This window comes from Nocardia sienata NBRC 100364, assembly GCF_001613205.1.
Taxonomy (GTDB): Bacteria; Actinomycetota; Actinomycetes; order Mycobacteriales; family Mycobacteriaceae; genus Nocardia; species Nocardia sienata.
On sequence record NZ_BDBX01000008.1, the window covers coordinates 93,353 to 111,332 of the forward strand.

Sequence of the window (17,980 nt, forward strand, 5' to 3'; positions counted from 1 at the left end):
TATGAGTACCGGGAATGGCAGCGGACCAGAGCTCTTCGACGTGCTGATCGTCGGTGCGGGGCCGGTCGGGCTGACCATCGCCAATACCCTCGGCCGCTACGGCGTGCACACCCTGCTGGTGGAGGAACGCCCCGACCTCATCGACTATCCGCGCGGTGTCGGCATCGACGACGAATCGTTGCGCACCCTGCAATCCACCGGCCTGGTGGAGCGGATCCTGCCGCACACCAACCCGAACCAGATCATGCGGTTCGTCGACGGGCAGCGGCGGCTGCTGGCCGAGATCGCTCCCACCGACCAGCAATTCGGCTGGCCCAAGCGCAGCGGATTCATCCAGCCGCTGGTGGACGCCGAACTGCTGGCCGGGCTCGACCGCTTCGACTGTGTGCAGATCCGCTGGGCCACCGCGCTGCGCGAATGCGAGGACACCGGCGACGAGGCGCGGGCCCTGCTCGATACCGCCGACGGCCCGCAGCAGGTCCGGGCCCGCTACGTGGTGGGCTGCGACGGCGGGCGCAGTACCACCCGGCATGCGATGGGCGTGAGCTTCGAGGGCACCACCTCGCCGACCCGCTGGCTGGTGGTCGATATCGACGGTGACCCGCTCGGGCATCCGAATGTGGAGGTCGGGGCGGATCCGGCGCGGCCGAATGTGTCGATCTCGCTGGCCCACGGTATCCGGCGTTTCGAATTCCTCCTGCACGCCGACGAATCCGACGCCGAAGCCGAGACGCCGGACTTCCTGGCGCGGTTGCTCGCGCCCTTCGTACCGCATCCCGATCGGCTCGCGGTGATCCGGCGCCGGGTCTACACCCACCATTCCCGCATCGCCGGGGAATTCCGGAAAGGCCGCCTGCTACTGGCCGGTGACGCCGCGCATCTCATGCCGGTCTGGCAGGGCCAGGGCTACAACAGCGGTATCCGGGACGCGGCGAATCTCGGCTGGAAGCTGGCGGCGGTGGCGTCCGGGGTGGCCGGCGACGGGCTGCTCGACACCTACGACCAGGAGCGGCGCAAACACGCCCGGGCCATGATCGATCTGTCCACCATGGTCGGGCGGGTCATCTCACCGACGAATCACCGGGTCGCCGCGGTGCGGGATGTACTGGTGCGGGGGTTGACCCTGGTACCGCCGCTGAAACGGTATGTGCTCGGGATGCGGTTCAAGCCCATGCCGCGCTACGACCGTGGTGCCGTGGTACACGGCTGGTCGCGTTCGCCGCAGTCCGCCGTCGGCACCCTGTTCATCCAGCCGCGGGTCGTGACCCGCGCACAGCCCGCGGTACTGCTCGACGAGACACTGGGCCCGTGGTTCGCGGTGCTGTGCTGGAACAACCACCCGCGAAAAGTACTGGGTGACGAATTCGAACTCTGGAAAGCGCTCGGCGCGCGTTTCGTCGAGGCGCGGCCCGCCACCCAGCTGCACTGGACCGGCCACGACGACCCGGATGTGGTGGTCGTCGGGGACAGCACCGGCGCCTTGAAGAAATGGTTCGACGCCCAACTCGATTCGGTGCTCTTCCTACGCCCGGACCGCTGTATCGCGGGCGCCTCCATCGCCCAGCACGCCCCCGAACTCGGGGCGGCGCTGCGCAGAACCCTCGAACTCACTCCGGGAGGTACCGATGCCGCTGGCCGTGTGCTGCGTCTCGCACAGCCCGCTCCTTGAGCTCCCGGGGCCGGGTCCCGACCTGCGCGCAGAGGTCGGGGCGGCCTTGGACCGGGCCCGGGATTTCGTGCGCGACTTCGACCCGGAGCTGGTGGTCCTGTTCGCCCCGGACCACTACAACGGGTTCTTCTACAAGCTCATGCCGCCCTTCTGCGTCGGCACGGCAGCGACCGCGGTAGGGGACTACGGGACCCACGCCGGACCGCTGCACGTCCCGGAGGACCGCGCGCTACGACTGGCCGAAGCGCTACTCGACGCCGGAATCGATATCGCGACGTCGGCGCAGATGTCGGTCGATCACGGCACCGTGCAGCCGCTACAGCGATTGTTCGGCGACGCCACCGCGCGGCCGGTGATCCCGATCTTCGTGAATTCCGTGGCGACGCCGCTCGGCCCGCTGCGCCGGGTGCGGGCGCTGGGTACCGCGGTCGGCCGCCATCTCGCGACCGTGGGCAAGCGGGTTCTGGTCATCGGCTCGGGCGGTCTGTCCCACGACCCACCGGTGCCGCAGCGGGCGACCGCTCCCGGCCCGGTGCTGGAGCGGATAGTGCACGGCCGTCCGATGACCGGCGAACAGCGGGCCGCCCGGCAGACCGCGGTGATCGCGGCCGCCCGTGATTTCGCCGCCGGTGACAGTCCGCTGCAAGCGCTCAACCCGGAATGGGATCGGGCGTTCCTGGATCTGGTGGATACCGGCCGCCTGGCGGCGGTCGACGACTGGGACAACGACGAGATCACCCGGGTGGCGGGCAATTCGGCGCACGAGGTCCGCACCTGGGTGGCGGCGTTCGCGGCCTTGGCCGCGCAGGGCTCGTACCGGACCGGGTTGCGCTACTACCGGCCCGCGCCCGAGCTCATCGCCGGTTTCGCCGTGCGCACGGCCCGGCCGGCCGATGAGCCGACCGACGACAGGAGGCGATGAGTGAGCACCGACGAGACGGATTTCGACGAAACCATCGATCTGCTGGTGATCGGGTCCGGCGGCGGCGGTATGAGTGCCGCGCTGCGCGCCGACGCGCTGGGCCTGGACACCCTGGTGGTGGAGAAGGCCGACTACTACGGGGGCTCCACTGCCCTCTCCGGCGGCGGGATCTGGGTGCCCAACGCGCCGGCGCAGCAGCGGGACGGTTTCGCGCTCGACCCCGACGCGGTGGTCGGATATCTGCGGACCATCACCGGTGGACTGGTCACCGACCAACGGTTGCGCGCCTACGTCGAGAAATCGCCGGAGATGATGGCGTTTCTCGAAGAGCGCAGCCGGTGGTTGGAATTCGTGTGGAAGCCCGGCTACGCCGACTACTACCCCGAACTCGAGGGCGGCTCGCCGCAGGGCAGCACCATCAATGTGCCGCCGATCGATCTGCGTGAGCTCGGTGACGAGGAAGAGAAGCTGCTCAAACCGCTCGCCCTCGCGCCGAAGGGGATCTGGCTCGGGCCCAAGGATCTGCGGCTGTTCTATCAGGTCCGGCAGAACTGGCGCGGTAAGGCGGTGATGCTGAAGCTGATCTGGCGGATGTTCCGGGCCCATGTGTTCGGCGACCGGATCGCCGCCATCGGGCAGTCCCTCATCGCCCGGCTGCGCCTGGCCATGAAGGAACGCGAGATCCCGCTGTGGCTCGGTTCCCCGATGACCTCGCTGATCACCGGGGCGGATGGGCAGGTGACCGGCGCGGTCGTGACCCGGGACGGGAAGCCGGTACGCATCCGGGCGCGCCGCGGCGTGATCCTGGCTACCGGCGGATTCGACCACGATATGGCCTGGCGCAAAGCGGAACTGCCGGAGGTCGAGCAGGACTGGAGTTTCGGTAACCCGGCGGCCCTGGGCGACGGTATCCGGGCCGGGCAGCAGGCCGGCGCGGCCACCGACCTGATGGACGAGGCCTGGTGGTTCCCGGCCATCCACTGGCCGGACGGCCGGATGCAGTTCATGCTCAACGAGCGGATGATGCCCGCGCAGTTCATCGTCAACGGCGCGGGTCAGCGGTTCATCAACGAGGCCGCGCCCTATATGGATTTCGGGCACGCGATGATCGCGGGCCAGCGCAGCGGAGTGACCCATATTCCGTGCTGGCTGATCACCGATCACCGGTCCTGGCACAAATACGTGATCGGCGGGCATCTGCCGATTCCGAAGGTGCCGTTCGCCCCGGTGCCGACCGGATTCGCGATGGTGGCGGCCTGGCTGGAATCCGGTGTGGTGAAAGCCGCGGACAGCTTCGCCGAGCTCGCCGGGAAGATCGGCGTACCCGCCGCCGAACTCGAGGCCACCGCGACCCGGTTCAACGAACTCGCCCTCGCCGGTCACGACGACGATTTCCGGCGCGGCGACAGCGTCTACGACAACTACTACGGCGACCCCACGCTGCCCAACCCGAATCTTTTCCCGCTCGGGAAACCGCCCTACTACGCGTTCCGCATCGTCCTCGGCGACCTCGGCACGTCGGGCGGTCTGCGCACCGACGAGAACGCCCGGGTGTTGCGTGCGGACGGATCGGCGATCGACGGGTTGTACGCGGTCGGCAACACCTCGGCCGCGGTGATGGGCCGCAGCTACGCGGGCGCCGGCGCCACCATCGGCCCGGCCATGACCTTCGGATACATCGCCGCCGAGCACTGCGCGGGGCGGGCACCGTCCGGAGCGGGGGAGACCGGCGCAGGGGTGGTCCGGCCGGCCGAAGGAAATGACGTGACCATCGAATCCACTGGAGGCAATCGATGAAAATATCCCTCTTCTACGAGTTCGCCCTGCCGCGGCCCTGGAGCGACGACGACGAATTCGAGATGTTCTCCGACGGGTTGACCGAGGTAGAAGCTGCGGATAAGGCCGGTTTCTCCACCGTATGGCTCACCGAACACCATTTCCTCGAGGAGTACTGCCACTCCACCGCCCCGGAGATGTTCCTCGCGGCCGCCAGCCAGCGGACGAAGAACATCCGCCTCGGTTTCGGTGTCATGCACTTGCCGCCCGGCATCAACCATCCCGCGCGCGTCGCCGAACGGGTTTCGACGCTCGACCACCTCTCCGGTGGCCGGGTCGAATTCGGCACCGGCGAATCGTCGTCGGTCGGTGAACTCGGCGGCTTCAATATCGACCCCGCCGATAAACGCGGCCAGTGGGAAGAAGCACTCGACGTCACTCTCCGCTGTATGACCGAGACCCCGTTCACCGGGTTCAAGGGCCAGCACATCGAGATGCCGCCGCGCAATGTGATCCCCAAACCCCGCCAGACCCCGCATCCGCCGCTGTGGGTGGCCTGCACCCGGCCCTCCTCGGTGCAGATGGCGGCGCAGAAGGGGATCGGCGCGCTCAGCTTCGCCTACACCGGCCCGGGCCCGCTCGGGGAACGCGTGCGCGGCTACTACCAGGAGTTCGAGGAGAAGGCGGCACCTACTGTTCCGCAGATCAATCCGAATATCCTCGCGATCGGCGGCGACCTGTCGATGATGGTGGCGCGTACCGACGACGAGGCCGTGAAACGGCTCGGTGTGGGCGGCGGCTTCTTCTCGTTCGGGATCATGCACTACTACATGACCGGAATGCACACCCCCGGCCGGACCGGGGTGTGGGAGCGCTACCTGGATGCGGTGAAAGAGGACGAAACCCTCGCCTACGGTCCCGGCCGCGGCGCGATCGGGTCGCCGGAGACGGTGCGCGAGTTCCTGCGCGGTTACGAGGAGAGCGGGGTCGACGAGATCATTCTGCTGCTCAATCCGCGCAGCCACGAGGGCACCATGGAGTCCATCGAGATCATGGGCAAGGAGATCCTGCCCGAATTCATCGAACGCGACGAGAAAGCCGTGGCCGCGAAGGCCAAACGGCTCGAACCGGTCATCGAGAAGGTCGAGCGGCGGCGGCGTCCGCTCGCCTCGCCGGACTTCGACGAGGAGTACTCGTTCGGCGGCCTGCCCACCGGACGCGGCGGCAAATTCACCGCCAGCGAGATCCCCGAGGCGATGGCCGAGATCAACGAGGGCCGGGTACAGGCCGCCCAGCGCCTCAAGGACGAACAGCAGCAGGGCTGACCCGCCGCACGCGGCCATAGGACAGGAGAGAGCGGTGCCGGAGGCGGAGACGATGGACGGGCGATGGCGTTTCGACGGGAAACGCGTGGTGGTGACCGGTTGCGCCTCCGGTATCGGCGCCTGCGTAGTGCATCAGCTGCGCCATCTGGGCGCCGAGATCGTCGGGCTGGATCTGCTCCGCCCCGGGACCGAACTCGATGAGTTCTACGAAATGGACCAGGCCGACCCCGAATCCATCGACCGGGCCGCCCGCAAGGTCGGTACAGGTGTCGACGCGCTGTTCAATATTGCCGGCGTCTCGTCGGGAATCGGTGACCCGCTGCGCGTGGCCACCATCAATTTCCTCGGGCTCCGGCATTTCACCGAAGCCCTGGTGCCGCATATGGCCCCCGGTTCGGCGGTGGTCAGTGTCTCCTCGTTGGCCGCCGCCGGTTATCTGGACAACCGGTGGGCGGTCAACGGACTCCTGGACACCGACTCGATGGCCGCGGGGATCGCCTGGTGCGAGAACCATCCGGAGGCGCTCGCCGACGGCGGGTACCGGCTGTCCAAAGAGGCGATCATCCTCTACACCGTCCGGCGGTCGGTGGAATTGGCCGCCCGCGGGATCCGGATGAACTGCACCGGACCCGGCGTCACCGAAACACCCATCCTGGACCAGCTGCGCAACGCCTACGGCCAGGACTACCTCGACGGAATTCCCAAACCCCTGGGCCGCGCGGCCGACCCCGTCGAACAGGCGGCGGCACTGCTGTTCCTGAACAGCCGGGCCGCCGGCTACATCACCGGCCAGGTGCTGTGGGTCGACGGCGGCAATATCGCCGCACGGCTGGCGAACGAATTGGCCGGATCCGCACCCACGGACGCGCCGTGAGACCGGCGCCGAACGAATGAGAACTGTGGAAGGAGGAGCACCGTGGCGACTTTGACCGATTTCCGGAAGGTCGGCGACAGTGTTCGCAACTGGGGGCGCTGGGGCGCGGCCGACGAACTCGGCACCCTGAATTTCATCACCCCCGCCAAAGTCGCCGCCGCCGCGCGACTCGTGCGGCATGGGAAGGTGTTCCCACTGGGTATCGATTTCGGCTCCTCCGGGCCGCAGGGCGCGTTCCAGTTCCGGCAGAATCCGACACACCTCATGACGGTCGACGGTGGCGACGCCGAAACCCTCGTCCAGTACGGCCCGAAATGGCTGCGCAATTCGGTGGCCGGTCAGTTGAGCGGATTCTTCGAGGACAATCCGTTCCGTTTCAACGACGATATGGTCGTTATGCCGCTACAGGCGGCGACGCAGTGGGACGCGTTCTCCCACGTCTACTACGACGACAAGCTCTACAACGGTTTCCCGGCGAATTCGGTGACCAGTCTCGGTGCGTTCCACTGCGGTATCGACAAGGTCGACAGCAAGGGGATCACCAGCCGCGGTGTATTGCTGGATCTGGTGAAACACCGTGGTGTGGAAACCTTTCTGACCCCGGGTGAACCGATCACCCCGGACGAACTCGACGAGGTGGCGTCACGTCAGGGCGTGACCATCGAATCCGGCGATATCGTGCTGGTCCGCACCGGCTGGTGGAACCGTTTCCTCGAAGCCGGCGACGGTACCGAACCCTATTCCGGCCTGGACTGGCGCTGCGCGCAGTGGCTGCACGAACACGAGATCGCCGCGGTGGCGGCGGACAATCTGATGGTCGAGGACCCGGTCTCCGGCGTCGAGGGCACCTTCCTGCCGATGCATATGCTCTGCCTCCGCGATATGGGACTCATGCTGGGCGAGTACTGGGATTTCACCGCCCTGGCCGCCGATTGCGCCGCCGACGGCGTCTACGAATTCCAGTTGATCGCACCGCCGTTGCGTGTCGTCGGGGCCGTGGGTTCGCCGATCAACCCGATCGCCATCAAATAGGAGGCCGGTCATGTCCGTGGGAAGCACAATGGTGGATCGCACAGAACTCGGCGCGGCGACACGGCCGTTCGTGGTGGGCCTCGGCGGCACGCTGCGGGCGAACTCGTCGACCGAGCGGGCTCTCCGGCACTGCCTGGACGAGGTCGAGCGGCGCGGCGGGCGCACGGCGCTGTTCAGCGGCGCGAATATCAATCTGCCCATGTACAACCCGCACGACCCCGCCCGCACCCCGCAGGCGATCGCACTGGTCGAGGCACTGCGCGCCGCCGACGCGGTGATCGTCGGATCACCCGGCTACCACGGCGCCATCTCCGGTCTGGTGAAGAACGCGCTGGACTACGTCGAGGATATGCGGACCGATCCCACGGTCTACCTGGACAACAAACCCTGGGGCTGTATCACCTGCGCCTACGGCTGGCAGGCCGCGGTCGGCACCCTCGGCCAGCTGCGCGGCATCGGTCACGCCCTGCGCGCCTGGCCCACGCCGATCGGGGTGGCGATCAATTCGGCGGACAAGATCTGGGACAACACCGGGGCCCTGGCCGACCCGGGGGTGTGCGGTCAGCTCGAGTTGCTGGCCGCGCAGGTACTCACCAGCGCCAGGGCGATCGGCGGGACCGTATGAGCGACTCGGACCGGGAGACGGCCGGGGAGCGTGACCACGGCGGGTCCCGGGTCGTGCTCGAGGGTCGCGGCACGGGCGAGTTCGGTCCGGATGCGGTGACGGGGCGGGACCCCGGGGAGTCCTCGGCCGGCCTCGGTGGACACAGGACAAGCGAATCGGGCCAGGGGTCGGTAGCGGAACGTGGCCGTGCAGGATCCTCGGACGCCCCGGATCGGCACAGCACGGGCGGTTACCTGCACCGCACACTTGTGGTGGATGGTCTACACACACATTTCCTGGAGGCGGGCGCGGGCGAACCGGTCGTCCTGCTGCACGGTGGGGAATTCGGAGCGAGCGCCGAGATCGGCTGGGAGAAAACCATCGCCGCGCTCGCCGAGCAGTACCACGTCTTCGCGCCCGATATGCTCGGCTTCGGCGAATCGGCCAAGGTCGTCGATTTCACCGACGGCCGGGGACTGCGTATCCGGCATATCGCCCGGTTCTGCGCGCTGCTCGGCATCGAATCCGCCTATTTCGTGGGTAATTCCATGGGCGCGGTGAACCTGCTGGCCGATACCACCGCCGATCATCCGGTGCTGCCGGTGCGCGCAATGGTGGCCATATGCGGTGGCGGGCAGATCCGGGCCGGTGAGCATATGCAGGCCCTCTACGATTTCGACGCCACCCTGCCCGCCATGCGCCGGATCGTCACCGCGCTGTTCGCCTCGCCCGATTATCCGGCCGACGAGGACTATGTGCGCCGGCGATTCGACTCGGCGACCGCCCCCGGCGCCTGGGAGGCGATCGCGGCCGCACGGTTCCGGCGTCCCGATGCGCCGCCACCGCCCGGCCCGGGTGACCGCCCGTTCCAGCGGATCCGGGTCCCGACCCTGGTGGTCGAAGGCGGCGCCGACAAGCTCCTGTCCCCGGGCTGGGCCGCCGAGCTCGCGGCCCGTATCCCCGACGCCCGTTCGGCCGTGGTCGAGGAGTCCGGGCACTGCCCGCAGCTGGAACAACCCGGAGCGGTCAACGCGCTGCTCCTGGACTTCCTGGACCGGCAGTCCCCGGCTCCCGGCTATGCGGGCAGTGGATGAACCGCCGGGGTCGCACGGGGCTACGGAAAGTCGTGAGGAGAGGAATTCAGGGCATGGGCAACGAGTTGGCGGGCAAGGTCGCGGTGGTGACCGGCGGTGCGACCGGGCTGGGCAGCGCCATGGTCGAGCGGTTCGTGGCCGAAGGAGCCCGGGTGGTGGTGGGTGATCTCGACGCCGAGCGCGGCGCCGCCGTGGCCCGGCGTTGCGGCGCCGGCGCGCTGTTCCGGACCACCGATGTCGCCGATCCCGAGCAGATCGCCGCACTCGTCGAGTGCGCGGTGGAACGCTTCGGCGGCTTGGACATCATGTGCAACAACGCCGGGATCTCCGGGACGATGCACCGCAGCATCCTGCACGACGATTTCGCCGATTTCCACCGGGTGATGTCGGTCAATCTGCTCGGCGTGATGGCCGGGACCCGGCTGGCCGCCCGGCATATGTCCGAGCACGGCGGCGGCTCGATCATCAACCTCTCCTCGGTGGGCGGAGTACAGGCCGGCGGCGGGGTGATGACCTACCGCGCTTCCAAAGCGGCGGTTGTCCATTTCACGAAATCCGCGGCGATCGAACTCGCGCAACACAACATCCGGGTCAACTGCCTCGCCCCCGGCAATATCCCCACCGATCTGCTCGCCAAGGCCTCCACCACCATGTCGCCGGAAAAGGCGGAGCGGATGACGCGGGCCATGCGGGAGATGATGAACCAGGACCGCCCACTGCCGCGTGAGGGCACGCCCGAGGACGTCGCCGAAGCGGCCGTCTACTTCGCCGGCGACCGGTCCCGCTACCTGACCGGGACGGTCCTGACCGTCGACGGCGGTACCACCGCGGGTAAACCGCTGCGCGCCCGCAGACCCGACCCGGCGGCCAACGGCTCGGTCTCGGCTCCGGCGGGATCGTCGTGAGCCGGCCGAGTCGCGATCATCACCACCAGAAAGAGAACGTCATGAAAGTGACTGTCGAGCAAGGTAAATGCATTGCCGCCGGGCATTGCGTGATGGCGGCGGACGCGGTGTTCGATCAGCGCGAGGACGACGGCATCGTCGTCCTGCTGGACGAGAACCCGCCGGACGAGCTCGCCGACGAGGTGCGCGAGGCCGCCGCCGTGTGCCCCGCCATGGCCATTCACGTCCACGAGGAGTAGCAGTGTCGAATTCTTCCGGAGCCGAGACACCCACCCAGACCGCGCCGGACGCCGCCGAGATCCTGGCCTATCCACAGGACCGCGCGCCCGGCTGCCCGTTCGCGCCGCCGCCCGAGGTGCTCGGGCTGATCAGCGAACGTCCGCTGAGCCGCGTGCGCATCTGGGACGGCAGTACCCCGTGGCTGGTGACCGGATACGCCGAGCTCAAATCGCTCATGTCCGATCCCCGCATCAGCGTCGATGATTCGCAGCCGGGATTTCCGCACTGGAACGAGGGCATGCTCGACCTGGTCAACCACCGCGCCAAATCGGTGTTCAACACCGACGGCGAAGAGCACAGCCGATTCCGCCGGATGATGACCAAACCGTTCACCGTCAAACGCGTCGACGCGCTGCGCCCGGCCATCCAGCAGATCACCGACGACCATATCGACGCCATCCTGGCCGGGCCGCAGCCCGCCGACCTGGTGGAAGCGCTGGCGCTGCCGGTGCCGTCGCTGGTGATCAGCGAAATGCTCGGCGTGCCCTACGAAGATCACGAGTTCTTCCAGCAGCACGCGACCACCGGTGTCTCCCGCTACGCCACCAAGGAGGAGTCGGCCAAAGGCCGGGTCGGCCTGGCCCGGTATCTGATCGACCTGATCAAGGCCAAAATGGAGAACCCGGCCGAGGATATGGTCACCGAACTCGCCGAACGTGTCACCGCGGGCGAGATCTCCATGAAGGAGGCCGCCCAGATCGGCACCGGGGTACTCATCGCCGGGCACGAGACCAGCGCGAACATGATCGCGCTCGGCACCCTCGCCCTGCTCGAGAACCCCGAGCAGCTCGCCCTGCTGCGCGATACCGACGATCCCAAGGTCGTCGGCGGCGCGGTCGAGGAACTGCTGCGCTATCTGAGCATCATCCAGAACGGTCAGCGCCGGGTCGCGCTCGACGATATCGAGATCGGCGGGCAGACGATCAGGGCCGGTGAGGGTGTGATCATCGACCTCGCCCCGGCCAACTGGGACCCCGCCCAGTTCCCGGAGCCCGACAAACTCGACCTGACCCGCCCGGCCCGCCTGCATGTCGGCTTCGGGTTCGGCCCGCACCAGTGCGTCGGTCAGCAGCTGGCTCGGGTGGAACTGCAGATCGTCTTCAAAACCCTGCTGCGGCGGATCCCCACGATGCGCCTGGCGATTCCGATCGAAGACGTCGAATTCAAACACGACAAGCTCGCCTTCGGCGTGTACCGCCTACCCGTGACGTGGTGACCACGCCGTACAACTCCCGGAGAGGAGACGACCTGTGACGACCAGCGCGCCCAGCGACGTCTACTACGACCCCTACGATGTCGAGCTGAATGCCGACCCGTATCCCATGTTCAAACGGCTCCGCGAGGAGCGACCGCTCTACTACAACGAAACCCACGATTTCTACGCACTGAGCCGATTCGCCGACGTCAACGCCGCGCTGATCGACAAGGACACCTTCAGTTCGGCGCGCGGCGCGATCATCGAACTCATCAAGGCGAATATCGAGATCCCGCCGGGTGTGCTGATCTTCGAGGATCCGCCCGTCCACACCATGCACCGCAAACTGCTGTCGCGGATGTTCACTCCGCGCAAGATCTCCGCGCTGGAGGAGAAGGTGCGCGAGTTCTGCCGGCGCAGCCTCGACCCGCTCGTCGGCACCGGGCGTATCGATTTCATCGCCGACCTGGGCGCGCAGATGCCGATGCGGACCATCGGCATGCTGCTCGGTATCCCGGAGGAGGACCAGGAAGCCGTCCGGGATTTCGCGAACGACCAGATGCGTACCGAACAGGGCAAGCCGATGCGGGTGTCGGCGGAGAGCCTGGGCAGCGGTGAGCTCTTCGAGAAGTATGTCGACTGGCGGGCCGAGAACCCATCCGACGACATCATCTCCGAACTGCTGAATGTCGAGTTCGAGGACGAGACCGGCACCCTGCGGCACCTGACTCGCGCCGAGGTCCTCACCTACATCAATGTGGTGTCCGGCGCCGGTAACGAGACCACCACCCGGTTGATCGGCTGGGCGGGAAAGGTCCTCTCCGAACATCCCGATCAGCGGCGCGAACTCGTGGAGAATCCGTCGCTCATCCCGGCTGCCATCGAGGAACTGTTGCGCTACGAACCCCCCGCGCCGCACGTGGCACGCTATGTGACCCGGGATATCGAATTCCACGGCACGACGGTGCCCCAGGGCAGCGCCATGATGATGCTCATCGGCGCCGCCAACCGCGACCACCGGCAGTTCGCGCCGGACGGGGACGTTTTCGATATCCATCGGGAGGCCAAACCGCACCTTGCCTTCAGCGTGGGAACCCATTTCTGCATGGGCTCTGCGCTGGCGCGGCTGGAGGGCCGGATCGCGCTGGAGGAGATCCTGAAACGCTTCCCGGAGTGGGAGACCGACGCGTCGAATGCCAAACTGTCGCCGACCTCCACGGTGCGGGGCTGGGAGAGTATGCCGGCCACGTTCTGATCCCCACCGAACAGTTGTATCGGCAGCACGGATGGGTCGCGCGAGCAGTGGATGCGTGGCCCGGCCGTTCGGAGTCTTCGGCCCGACGCGCGGATCAATGCGGTTCGGAACTTCCGGGTGCCGGATTTCCACGTACCGATTAGTCTGCTTCCCGTAGCGCGGGTGCTGCGGATGGAGTAGGTGATGGGCGAGAAGAATCGTCAGTGGGTCCTGGTCCGGCGACCGGTGGGCAACAACTATGCGGACGCGGTCGAACTGCGCGACAGCGAAACCCCGGAACTCGTCGCCGGGGATGTGCTGATCCGCAATATCTACTTCTCGCTCGACGCGGGCACCCGCATGTGGATGGGTCCTCGTGAGGATTCCTATTCACCGCCGACGCCGCTGGGGTCGCCGGTCATCAGCACAGTTCTGGGGTCGGTGGTCGACTCGCGCCATCCCGACCACCGGCCCGGCGACCTGGTGCGCGCCTATGGGCAGTGGGCGGATTTCTCCGTCTCGCGCCCGGACGAAGTGTATGTGGAACGCGTGAGCCGGACGCTCGACGACCCACGCCAGCACCTCGGTGTTTTCGGCGCCAACGGCTGGACGGCCTACCTGGGTGTGCTGGAATACGGGCAGGCGCAGCCGGGTGAAACCTTCGTCGTCTCGGCAGCCTCCGGGGTGACCGGCGCGCTGGCCGGGCAGATCGCCGCCGCGCACGGCTGCCGCGTCGTCGGAATCACCGGTTCACCGCAGAAGTGCGCCTGGCTCACCGGCGAACTCGGATTCGACGCGGCTGTCGACCGCCACACCGCGGACCTGGGTGTCGCGCTCCGCGAGGTGTGCCCGGCAGGAGTCGACGTCTACTTCGACAATGTGGGTGGCGAGGTACTCGACGAGGTATTGGGCGCCATGGCGCTGTTCGGCCGTGTCGCGGTGTGCGGGCTGCTGACCCACTACGACCGGGATGAATCCGGCCCCGGCCCGCGCCGTTTCGACCAGATCCTGATGAAACGGCTGACCATGCGCGGCTTTTTCTCGCCGGATTTCTACCATCGCGGTCCGGACCTCAACCGCCGCATGCGGCCCTGGTACGAGCAGGGCCTGCTCCGGATGGCCTTCGATGTCACCCCCGGATTGGAGAACACCCTCGACGCCTACGCGCGGCTGTTCACCGGGGAGAAGCTCGGCAAGGCGCTGGTGCAGGTGGGCGAACTGGATACCTGAGCGTCCGGGGAGCCCACGTGAAGTCCACAGTGTCGTAGCGGCGCGATCGGCGGTCCATCGGACGCGTCCCGGTCGGCACGCGTCCGATCGCCTCGCCTCGGCGCGCCTCGGCGCGGGCCGGGCCGTCCGGACCCGGCGGTCGGGTCGGCGTGGTCGAACCGTTCCATGTCGATACTTCACAGGGTCGCTACGTGGCGTTCCAGCACGGCGAGAATCGTTGCGCGATCGATGGATCCGTGCGGCGTGACCGCGTCCAGCGACAGACCGGAGACCAGTGCCGCCAGATGCGCGGCGGCACCGGCGGGGTCGGCGGTTCCGGTCGCGGCCGCCGCCTCGGTGAGTACCTGTCGCAGGTCCGCGGCCATTCGCCGGACCACCGGTTCGAACGCCGGGTCGAGCCGGGAGGCGGCGATGACCTCCAGGAGGATGACTGCCTCGTGGTGACGTTCCTCGTCCAGCGGCAGCAGTTCCGCGAGCACGGCGAGCAGGTGCCGGCGGGCTGCCCGCCGGTCCCCGCCCGCGGGCGCGGGATGCCGGGTGAGGCGCTGCCCCATCCGGTCGCCGACCTCGGTCGCCACGGCTACGACCAGTGACTCGTGATCGGCGAAGTAGTGGCGTACCGACCCGATGTTCAGGCCGGCCTCCGCCGCGACCTTCCGGAAGGTCGCGGCCGCGATACCGCCGCGCACGATCAGGCGCAACGCGGCATCGACGATATGGCGGCGGCGCGCCTCGGCATCTACTCGGACCGGCACCGGCCCAGTCTAGAAAATCGGTTCAGGTTTGTATCACGTGTGTGATAGAAAACGGTCGCTCGTGATACCGACTTTGTGGAAGGGGCCGATCATGGACGAGGCCGCGGCGATCGCCGCCAACCGCGCGAACTGGGACGACCGCGCCGAGGTCCACCGCCGCTCGCGGATGTACGACGTCGATGCCTTCGTGGCCGACACCGGCCGTATCTCCCCGGTGGTGCGCAACGATTCGGCGGTTCTGGCCGCGCACCTGCCGGACTCCGGGGTGCGGGGTCGGTCCCTGCTGCATCTGCAGTGTCATATCGGCATCGACACGCTGTCCTGGGCACGCCTGGGCGCGGTCGATGTGCACGGGCTCGACTTCTCGCCCAACTCGTTGCGCCATGCCGCGCGGATCGCGCATACCGCCGGCCATGAGATCACCTTCGTGGAAGGCGACGCACGATTCGCCTCGTCCGTGCTGGACCGGCGGTTCGACCTCGTCGTCACCAGCGCCGGAACCATTGTTTGGCTACCCGAACTGGACGAGTGGGCGCGCTCGATCCATGACCTCCTCGAACCCGGCGGCGTGTTCCTGATCCGCGACGACCATCCGATTCTCGGATCCATGGAATTCGAGCCCTGGCAGATCACCGACGACTATCTGGGCGGCGGCGGTCACCGCACCTACATGGAATCGGGTAGCTATACCGAGGATTCGGCCGGGCAGATCGCGCACGACACCGTGTCCGAGTGGAGGCACGGCCTGGGCGAGGTGGTCGGCGCGCTACTACGGGCGGGGCTACGGATCGCCGCGGTCGAAGAACTACCGATCATGGACTGGCCCGCCTTCCCCGACCTCGTGCCATGCCCGCGGGGGTGGACGCTGCCGCCCGCGGCGCCGCGGATCCCGCTGAACTTCGCCGTCGTGGCGTCCCGGCCGGACTGAACACACCGTCCGGCCGGGTCTGGGCCTACCCGGCCGTCACGGCCGGAAAGTAGGCGCATCGACCAGAGATGTGCGCATCCGCTTGTCCGGGCTGCTGCCGCCGATTTCAGCTGGTCGGCGGCCCGGCGATGGCATCCCGGACGGTTGCCGTCGCTTCCGGGGTCTTTCCGGGCGGGCCAACGGCGGTGAACTCGCAGGCTCCACGCGGGGTGAACGGTTCGGTGAGCTGGGCCAGGTAGTCGACGGGGTAGTCGGGCTTTGCGGCCATGCCCAGATCGGCACTGCCGAACCTGCGTTCGGGGTCGTAACTATAGGTGCCCAGCAGGTGATCCCAGATCAATGTGAACAGCCCGAAGTTGACATCGCCGATCCCCGCCCACTTCAGGTGGTGGAAGCGATGGCCCGCGTTGAGCGCGAGCACGTGGGTGAACGGGCCGACGCGATAGTCCGCGTTGGAGTGTTGCAGAAGTAGTTGCACCGCCACGGACAGCGACAGTGCCGCCGCGACCGGCATCGGGATTCCGGCCAGCAACAGCGGGGTGACGCCGGCGGCCGTTTCGATCGTCTGGTGCAGCGGGTGTTTCATCAGGCCGTTGAGTCCGTAGAAGCGGGTGACGCTGTGGTGTACGGCGTGGAACCGCCACAGCACCCCGACCTTGTGGCTGGCGTAGTGGGTAAGGGTGATCCCGAGGTCGGCGACCAGGATCGCGATCAGTACCTGAACGACGAACGGCAGGTCCGTGGGCCAGAACCCGTCGCCGGGGACGAGTGCGGCCAGTGCGGGGACGGCGAGAACACCGGCCAGGACCAGTGTTTCGTTGACGAAGGTGTGGGCGGTATCGCGCCGGGTGTCACCGCGAGGGGAGTTCCAGGTGTTCTCGTACGGCAGCAGATGTTCGGCAGCGAAGGAGAGTGCGACGGCGACGGCCAGTAGGGCGAGCAGCCATGCCTTGTGCGCGCTGCCGGCCGCCAGGGCGATCCCGGCGCCGTTCACACCGAGCAGCATGACGGGGACGTAGCCGTAGCGAACAATGGTTCGGACAGAGGTGGACATGAACCCAGCGTGGTCCGGCCGCGGGCCGTGAGCTTGTAGAAATCAGCTGAGCCGCGAGCCGCCCCGCGAAAGCCAGCCGCCCGCGGCCAGTGCTTCGGTGGGCGTGATCCCGAACAGATCCCGGCAGGTCTTCGTCAGATGCGCGCTGTCGGTGAACCCCGCGGCGTGGGCCGCCTCTGTCAGTGTTCCGCCCGCGCGGACCGTGCGCGACGCCAGCTGTAACCGGGTCCAGCGCCGCCACGCCGCATACGGCAGGCCTACGTGCTCGGTGAACAGATGGGACAGCCGGCTCGGGGAAATGGCCACGGCCGTGGCCAGTTCTCCCAGCGTGGGTGGAGGACCAGTCGCGGCGGCCACCCGCAGGGCCTCGGTCACCAGGGGGTGCGCGGAACGGCTCGTGGTCCGCGGCGCGGGATCCGGCGACGGAGACGTGGCGGTGTCGCGCGGCACAGCGGCGGTTGTCCAACTGGTGGCGGCCTCGAAAGGCAGGCCGTGCAATCGGCCGAGCGCGGCGCGCCCTGCGATATCGGCGGAGTCGAGGTAGGCGATGAACCCGGTGGCGGCAGGGGACGCGCGCACTTCATGGCGTACTCCGGGCGGGATGATGGCCGATCCGGCGACTGCGGTACGCCCTCTCGCGTCGGTGAGCCGGACTTCGCCGCCGGTCACGAGCAGAACCTGGACGGCGGCATGGGAATGGGCCGCGGTATCGCCGATCTTGCCCGTGAAGGCCATCAACCCGGGAGTGAACACCACTCCACCGAGCCAGCGCGGGCCGGGTCCGGTCACCGCGATGCGCCCAATTGCGGCGGATGTGCCGAGCGAGACGTCGCGGCATCGGTCACCGGACTCGCACTCGACAACCGGAACATCGGCTCAGTGTAGGTATTCTCGCGGCCACGGGGTGCCTGCCCTCCCGGAGAGGGGGCGGCAGAGGCCCGACCTCCAGTCCCTGCGCGGGGCAGCCGCACCGACGGCCGGAGTATCCCCGACCTCCACTGTCCGCGGCTGGGAGAGTCGTACCGCCCGCACATCCTTGCGGTCCGCGACGGGCCTCCATTCCGGTACACACGCCCCGCCCGGACCGCGGCTTGACAACGGGCG

At 67.9% G+C, this 17,980-nt stretch carries 17 protein-coding genes; 14 read left to right on the forward strand and 3 right to left on the reverse strand.

Going from position 1 to position 17,980, the window contains the following annotated elements; translation table 11 throughout:
* Nucleotide 1 precedes the first annotated feature (1 nt).
* The 13 genes from NS4_RS07950 (at nt 2) to NS4_RS08010 (ending at nt 14,139) form a co-directional block, all read left to right on the forward strand.
* On the forward strand, nt 2–1,669 hold the full coding sequence (locus NS4_RS07950; RefSeq protein ID WP_063058850.1) for a bifunctional 3-(3-hydroxy-phenyl)propionate/3-hydroxycinnamic acid hydroxylase: 1,668 nt from the start codon (nt 2–4) through the stop codon (nt 1,667–1,669).
* Nucleotides 1,626–2,591 carry a 3-carboxyethylcatechol 2,3-dioxygenase gene (locus NS4_RS07955; RefSeq protein WP_063058851.1) on the forward strand — a complete coding sequence of 322 codons (966 nt, stop codon included), beginning with the start codon at nt 1,626–1,628 and terminating at the stop codon, nt 2,589–2,591. Before NS4_RS07950 ends, NS4_RS07955 begins: the two co-directional genes overlap by 44 nt.
* Nucleotides 2,592–4,388, forward strand: coding sequence for an FAD-binding protein (locus NS4_RS07960; RefSeq protein ID WP_084487007.1), 1,797 nt, complete (start codon nt 2,592–2,594; stop codon nt 4,386–4,388).
* Nucleotides 4,385–5,692, forward strand: a complete 1,308-nt coding sequence (locus tag NS4_RS07965) for an LLM class flavin-dependent oxidoreductase (RefSeq protein ID WP_063058852.1) — start codon at nt 4,385–4,387, stop codon at nt 5,690–5,692. The genes NS4_RS07960 and NS4_RS07965 overlap by 4 nt, the downstream gene beginning before the upstream one ends.
* A 52-nt stretch (nt 5,693–5,744) precedes the next feature.
* Nucleotides 5,745–6,566, forward strand: coding sequence for a coniferyl-alcohol dehydrogenase (locus NS4_RS07970; RefSeq protein WP_063058960.1), 822 nt, complete (start codon nt 5,745–5,747; stop codon nt 6,564–6,566).
* 42 nt (nt 6,567–6,608) lie between these two features.
* Nucleotides 6,609–7,598 carry a cyclase family protein gene (locus tag NS4_RS07975; RefSeq protein ID WP_063058853.1) on the forward strand — a complete coding sequence of 330 codons (990 nt, stop codon included), beginning with the start codon at nt 6,609–6,611 and terminating at the stop codon, nt 7,596–7,598.
* A gap of 10 nt (nt 7,599–7,608) precedes the next feature.
* The gene (locus NS4_RS07980) at nt 7,609–8,223 is read left to right on the forward strand and encodes an NADPH-dependent FMN reductase (RefSeq protein ID WP_245665167.1); all 615 of its coding nucleotides are present in this window, start codon (nt 7,609–7,611) and stop codon (nt 8,221–8,223) included.
* Between the two features lie 233 nt (nt 8,224–8,456).
* Nucleotides 8,457–9,296, forward strand: coding sequence for an alpha/beta fold hydrolase (locus NS4_RS07985; protein ID WP_063058961.1), 840 nt, complete (start codon nt 8,457–8,459; stop codon nt 9,294–9,296).
* A 53-nt stretch (nt 9,297–9,349) separates the two neighbouring features.
* Nucleotides 9,350–10,201 carry an SDR family NAD(P)-dependent oxidoreductase gene (locus NS4_RS07990; RefSeq protein ID WP_063058855.1) on the forward strand — a complete coding sequence of 284 codons (852 nt, stop codon included), beginning with the start codon at nt 9,350–9,352 and terminating at the stop codon, nt 10,199–10,201.
* A gap of 41 nt (nt 10,202–10,242) precedes the next feature.
* Nucleotides 10,243–10,440, forward strand: a complete 198-nt coding sequence (locus tag NS4_RS07995; RefSeq protein ID WP_030521171.1) for a ferredoxin — start codon at nt 10,243–10,245, stop codon at nt 10,438–10,440.
* Between the two features lie 2 nt (nt 10,441–10,442).
* On the forward strand, nt 10,443–11,696 hold the full coding sequence (locus tag NS4_RS08000) for a cytochrome P450 (protein WP_063058856.1): 1,254 nt from the start codon (nt 10,443–10,445) through the stop codon (nt 11,694–11,696).
* Nucleotides 11,697–11,730: 34 nt separating this feature from the next.
* A complete protein-coding gene (locus tag NS4_RS08005) occupies nt 11,731–12,930 on the forward strand; it encodes a cytochrome P450 (RefSeq protein WP_063058857.1) in 1,200 nt (399 codons plus the stop codon).
* A 183-nt stretch (nt 12,931–13,113) separates the two neighbouring features.
* Nucleotides 13,114–14,139 carry an NADP-dependent oxidoreductase gene (locus NS4_RS08010; protein ID WP_063058858.1) on the forward strand — a complete coding sequence of 342 codons (1,026 nt, stop codon included), beginning with the start codon at nt 13,114–13,116 and terminating at the stop codon, nt 14,137–14,139.
* Between the two features lie 176 nt (nt 14,140–14,315).
* Here NS4_RS08010 and NS4_RS08015 read toward each other — a convergent pair whose 3' ends face one another.
* The gene (locus NS4_RS08015; RefSeq protein ID WP_063058859.1) at nt 14,316–14,894 is read right to left on the reverse strand and encodes a TetR/AcrR family transcriptional regulator; all 579 of its coding nucleotides are present in this window, start codon (nt 14,892–14,894) and stop codon (nt 14,316–14,318) included.
* Nucleotides 14,895–14,985: 91 nt separating this feature from the next.
* Between NS4_RS08015 and NS4_RS08020 the strand changes: the two genes are divergently transcribed.
* On the forward strand, nt 14,986–15,822 hold the full coding sequence (locus tag NS4_RS08020) for a class I SAM-dependent methyltransferase (protein WP_063058860.1): 837 nt from the start codon (nt 14,986–14,988) through the stop codon (nt 15,820–15,822).
* 106 nt (nt 15,823–15,928) lie between these two features.
* Here NS4_RS08020 and NS4_RS08025 read toward each other — a convergent pair whose 3' ends face one another.
* Together NS4_RS08025 and NS4_RS08030 are read right to left on the reverse strand one after the other, a co-directional pair.
* Nucleotides 15,929–16,876 (reverse strand): sterol desaturase family protein, encoded by a 948-nt coding sequence (locus tag NS4_RS08025; protein WP_084487009.1) that lies wholly within the window; start codon nt 16,874–16,876, stop codon nt 15,929–15,931.
* A 42-nt stretch (nt 16,877–16,918) separates the two neighbouring features.
* The gene (locus NS4_RS08030) at nt 16,919–17,665 is read right to left on the reverse strand and encodes a helix-turn-helix transcriptional regulator (RefSeq protein ID WP_063058861.1); all 747 of its coding nucleotides are present in this window, start codon (nt 17,663–17,665) and stop codon (nt 16,919–16,921) included.
* Nucleotides 17,666–17,980 lie beyond the last annotated feature (315 nt).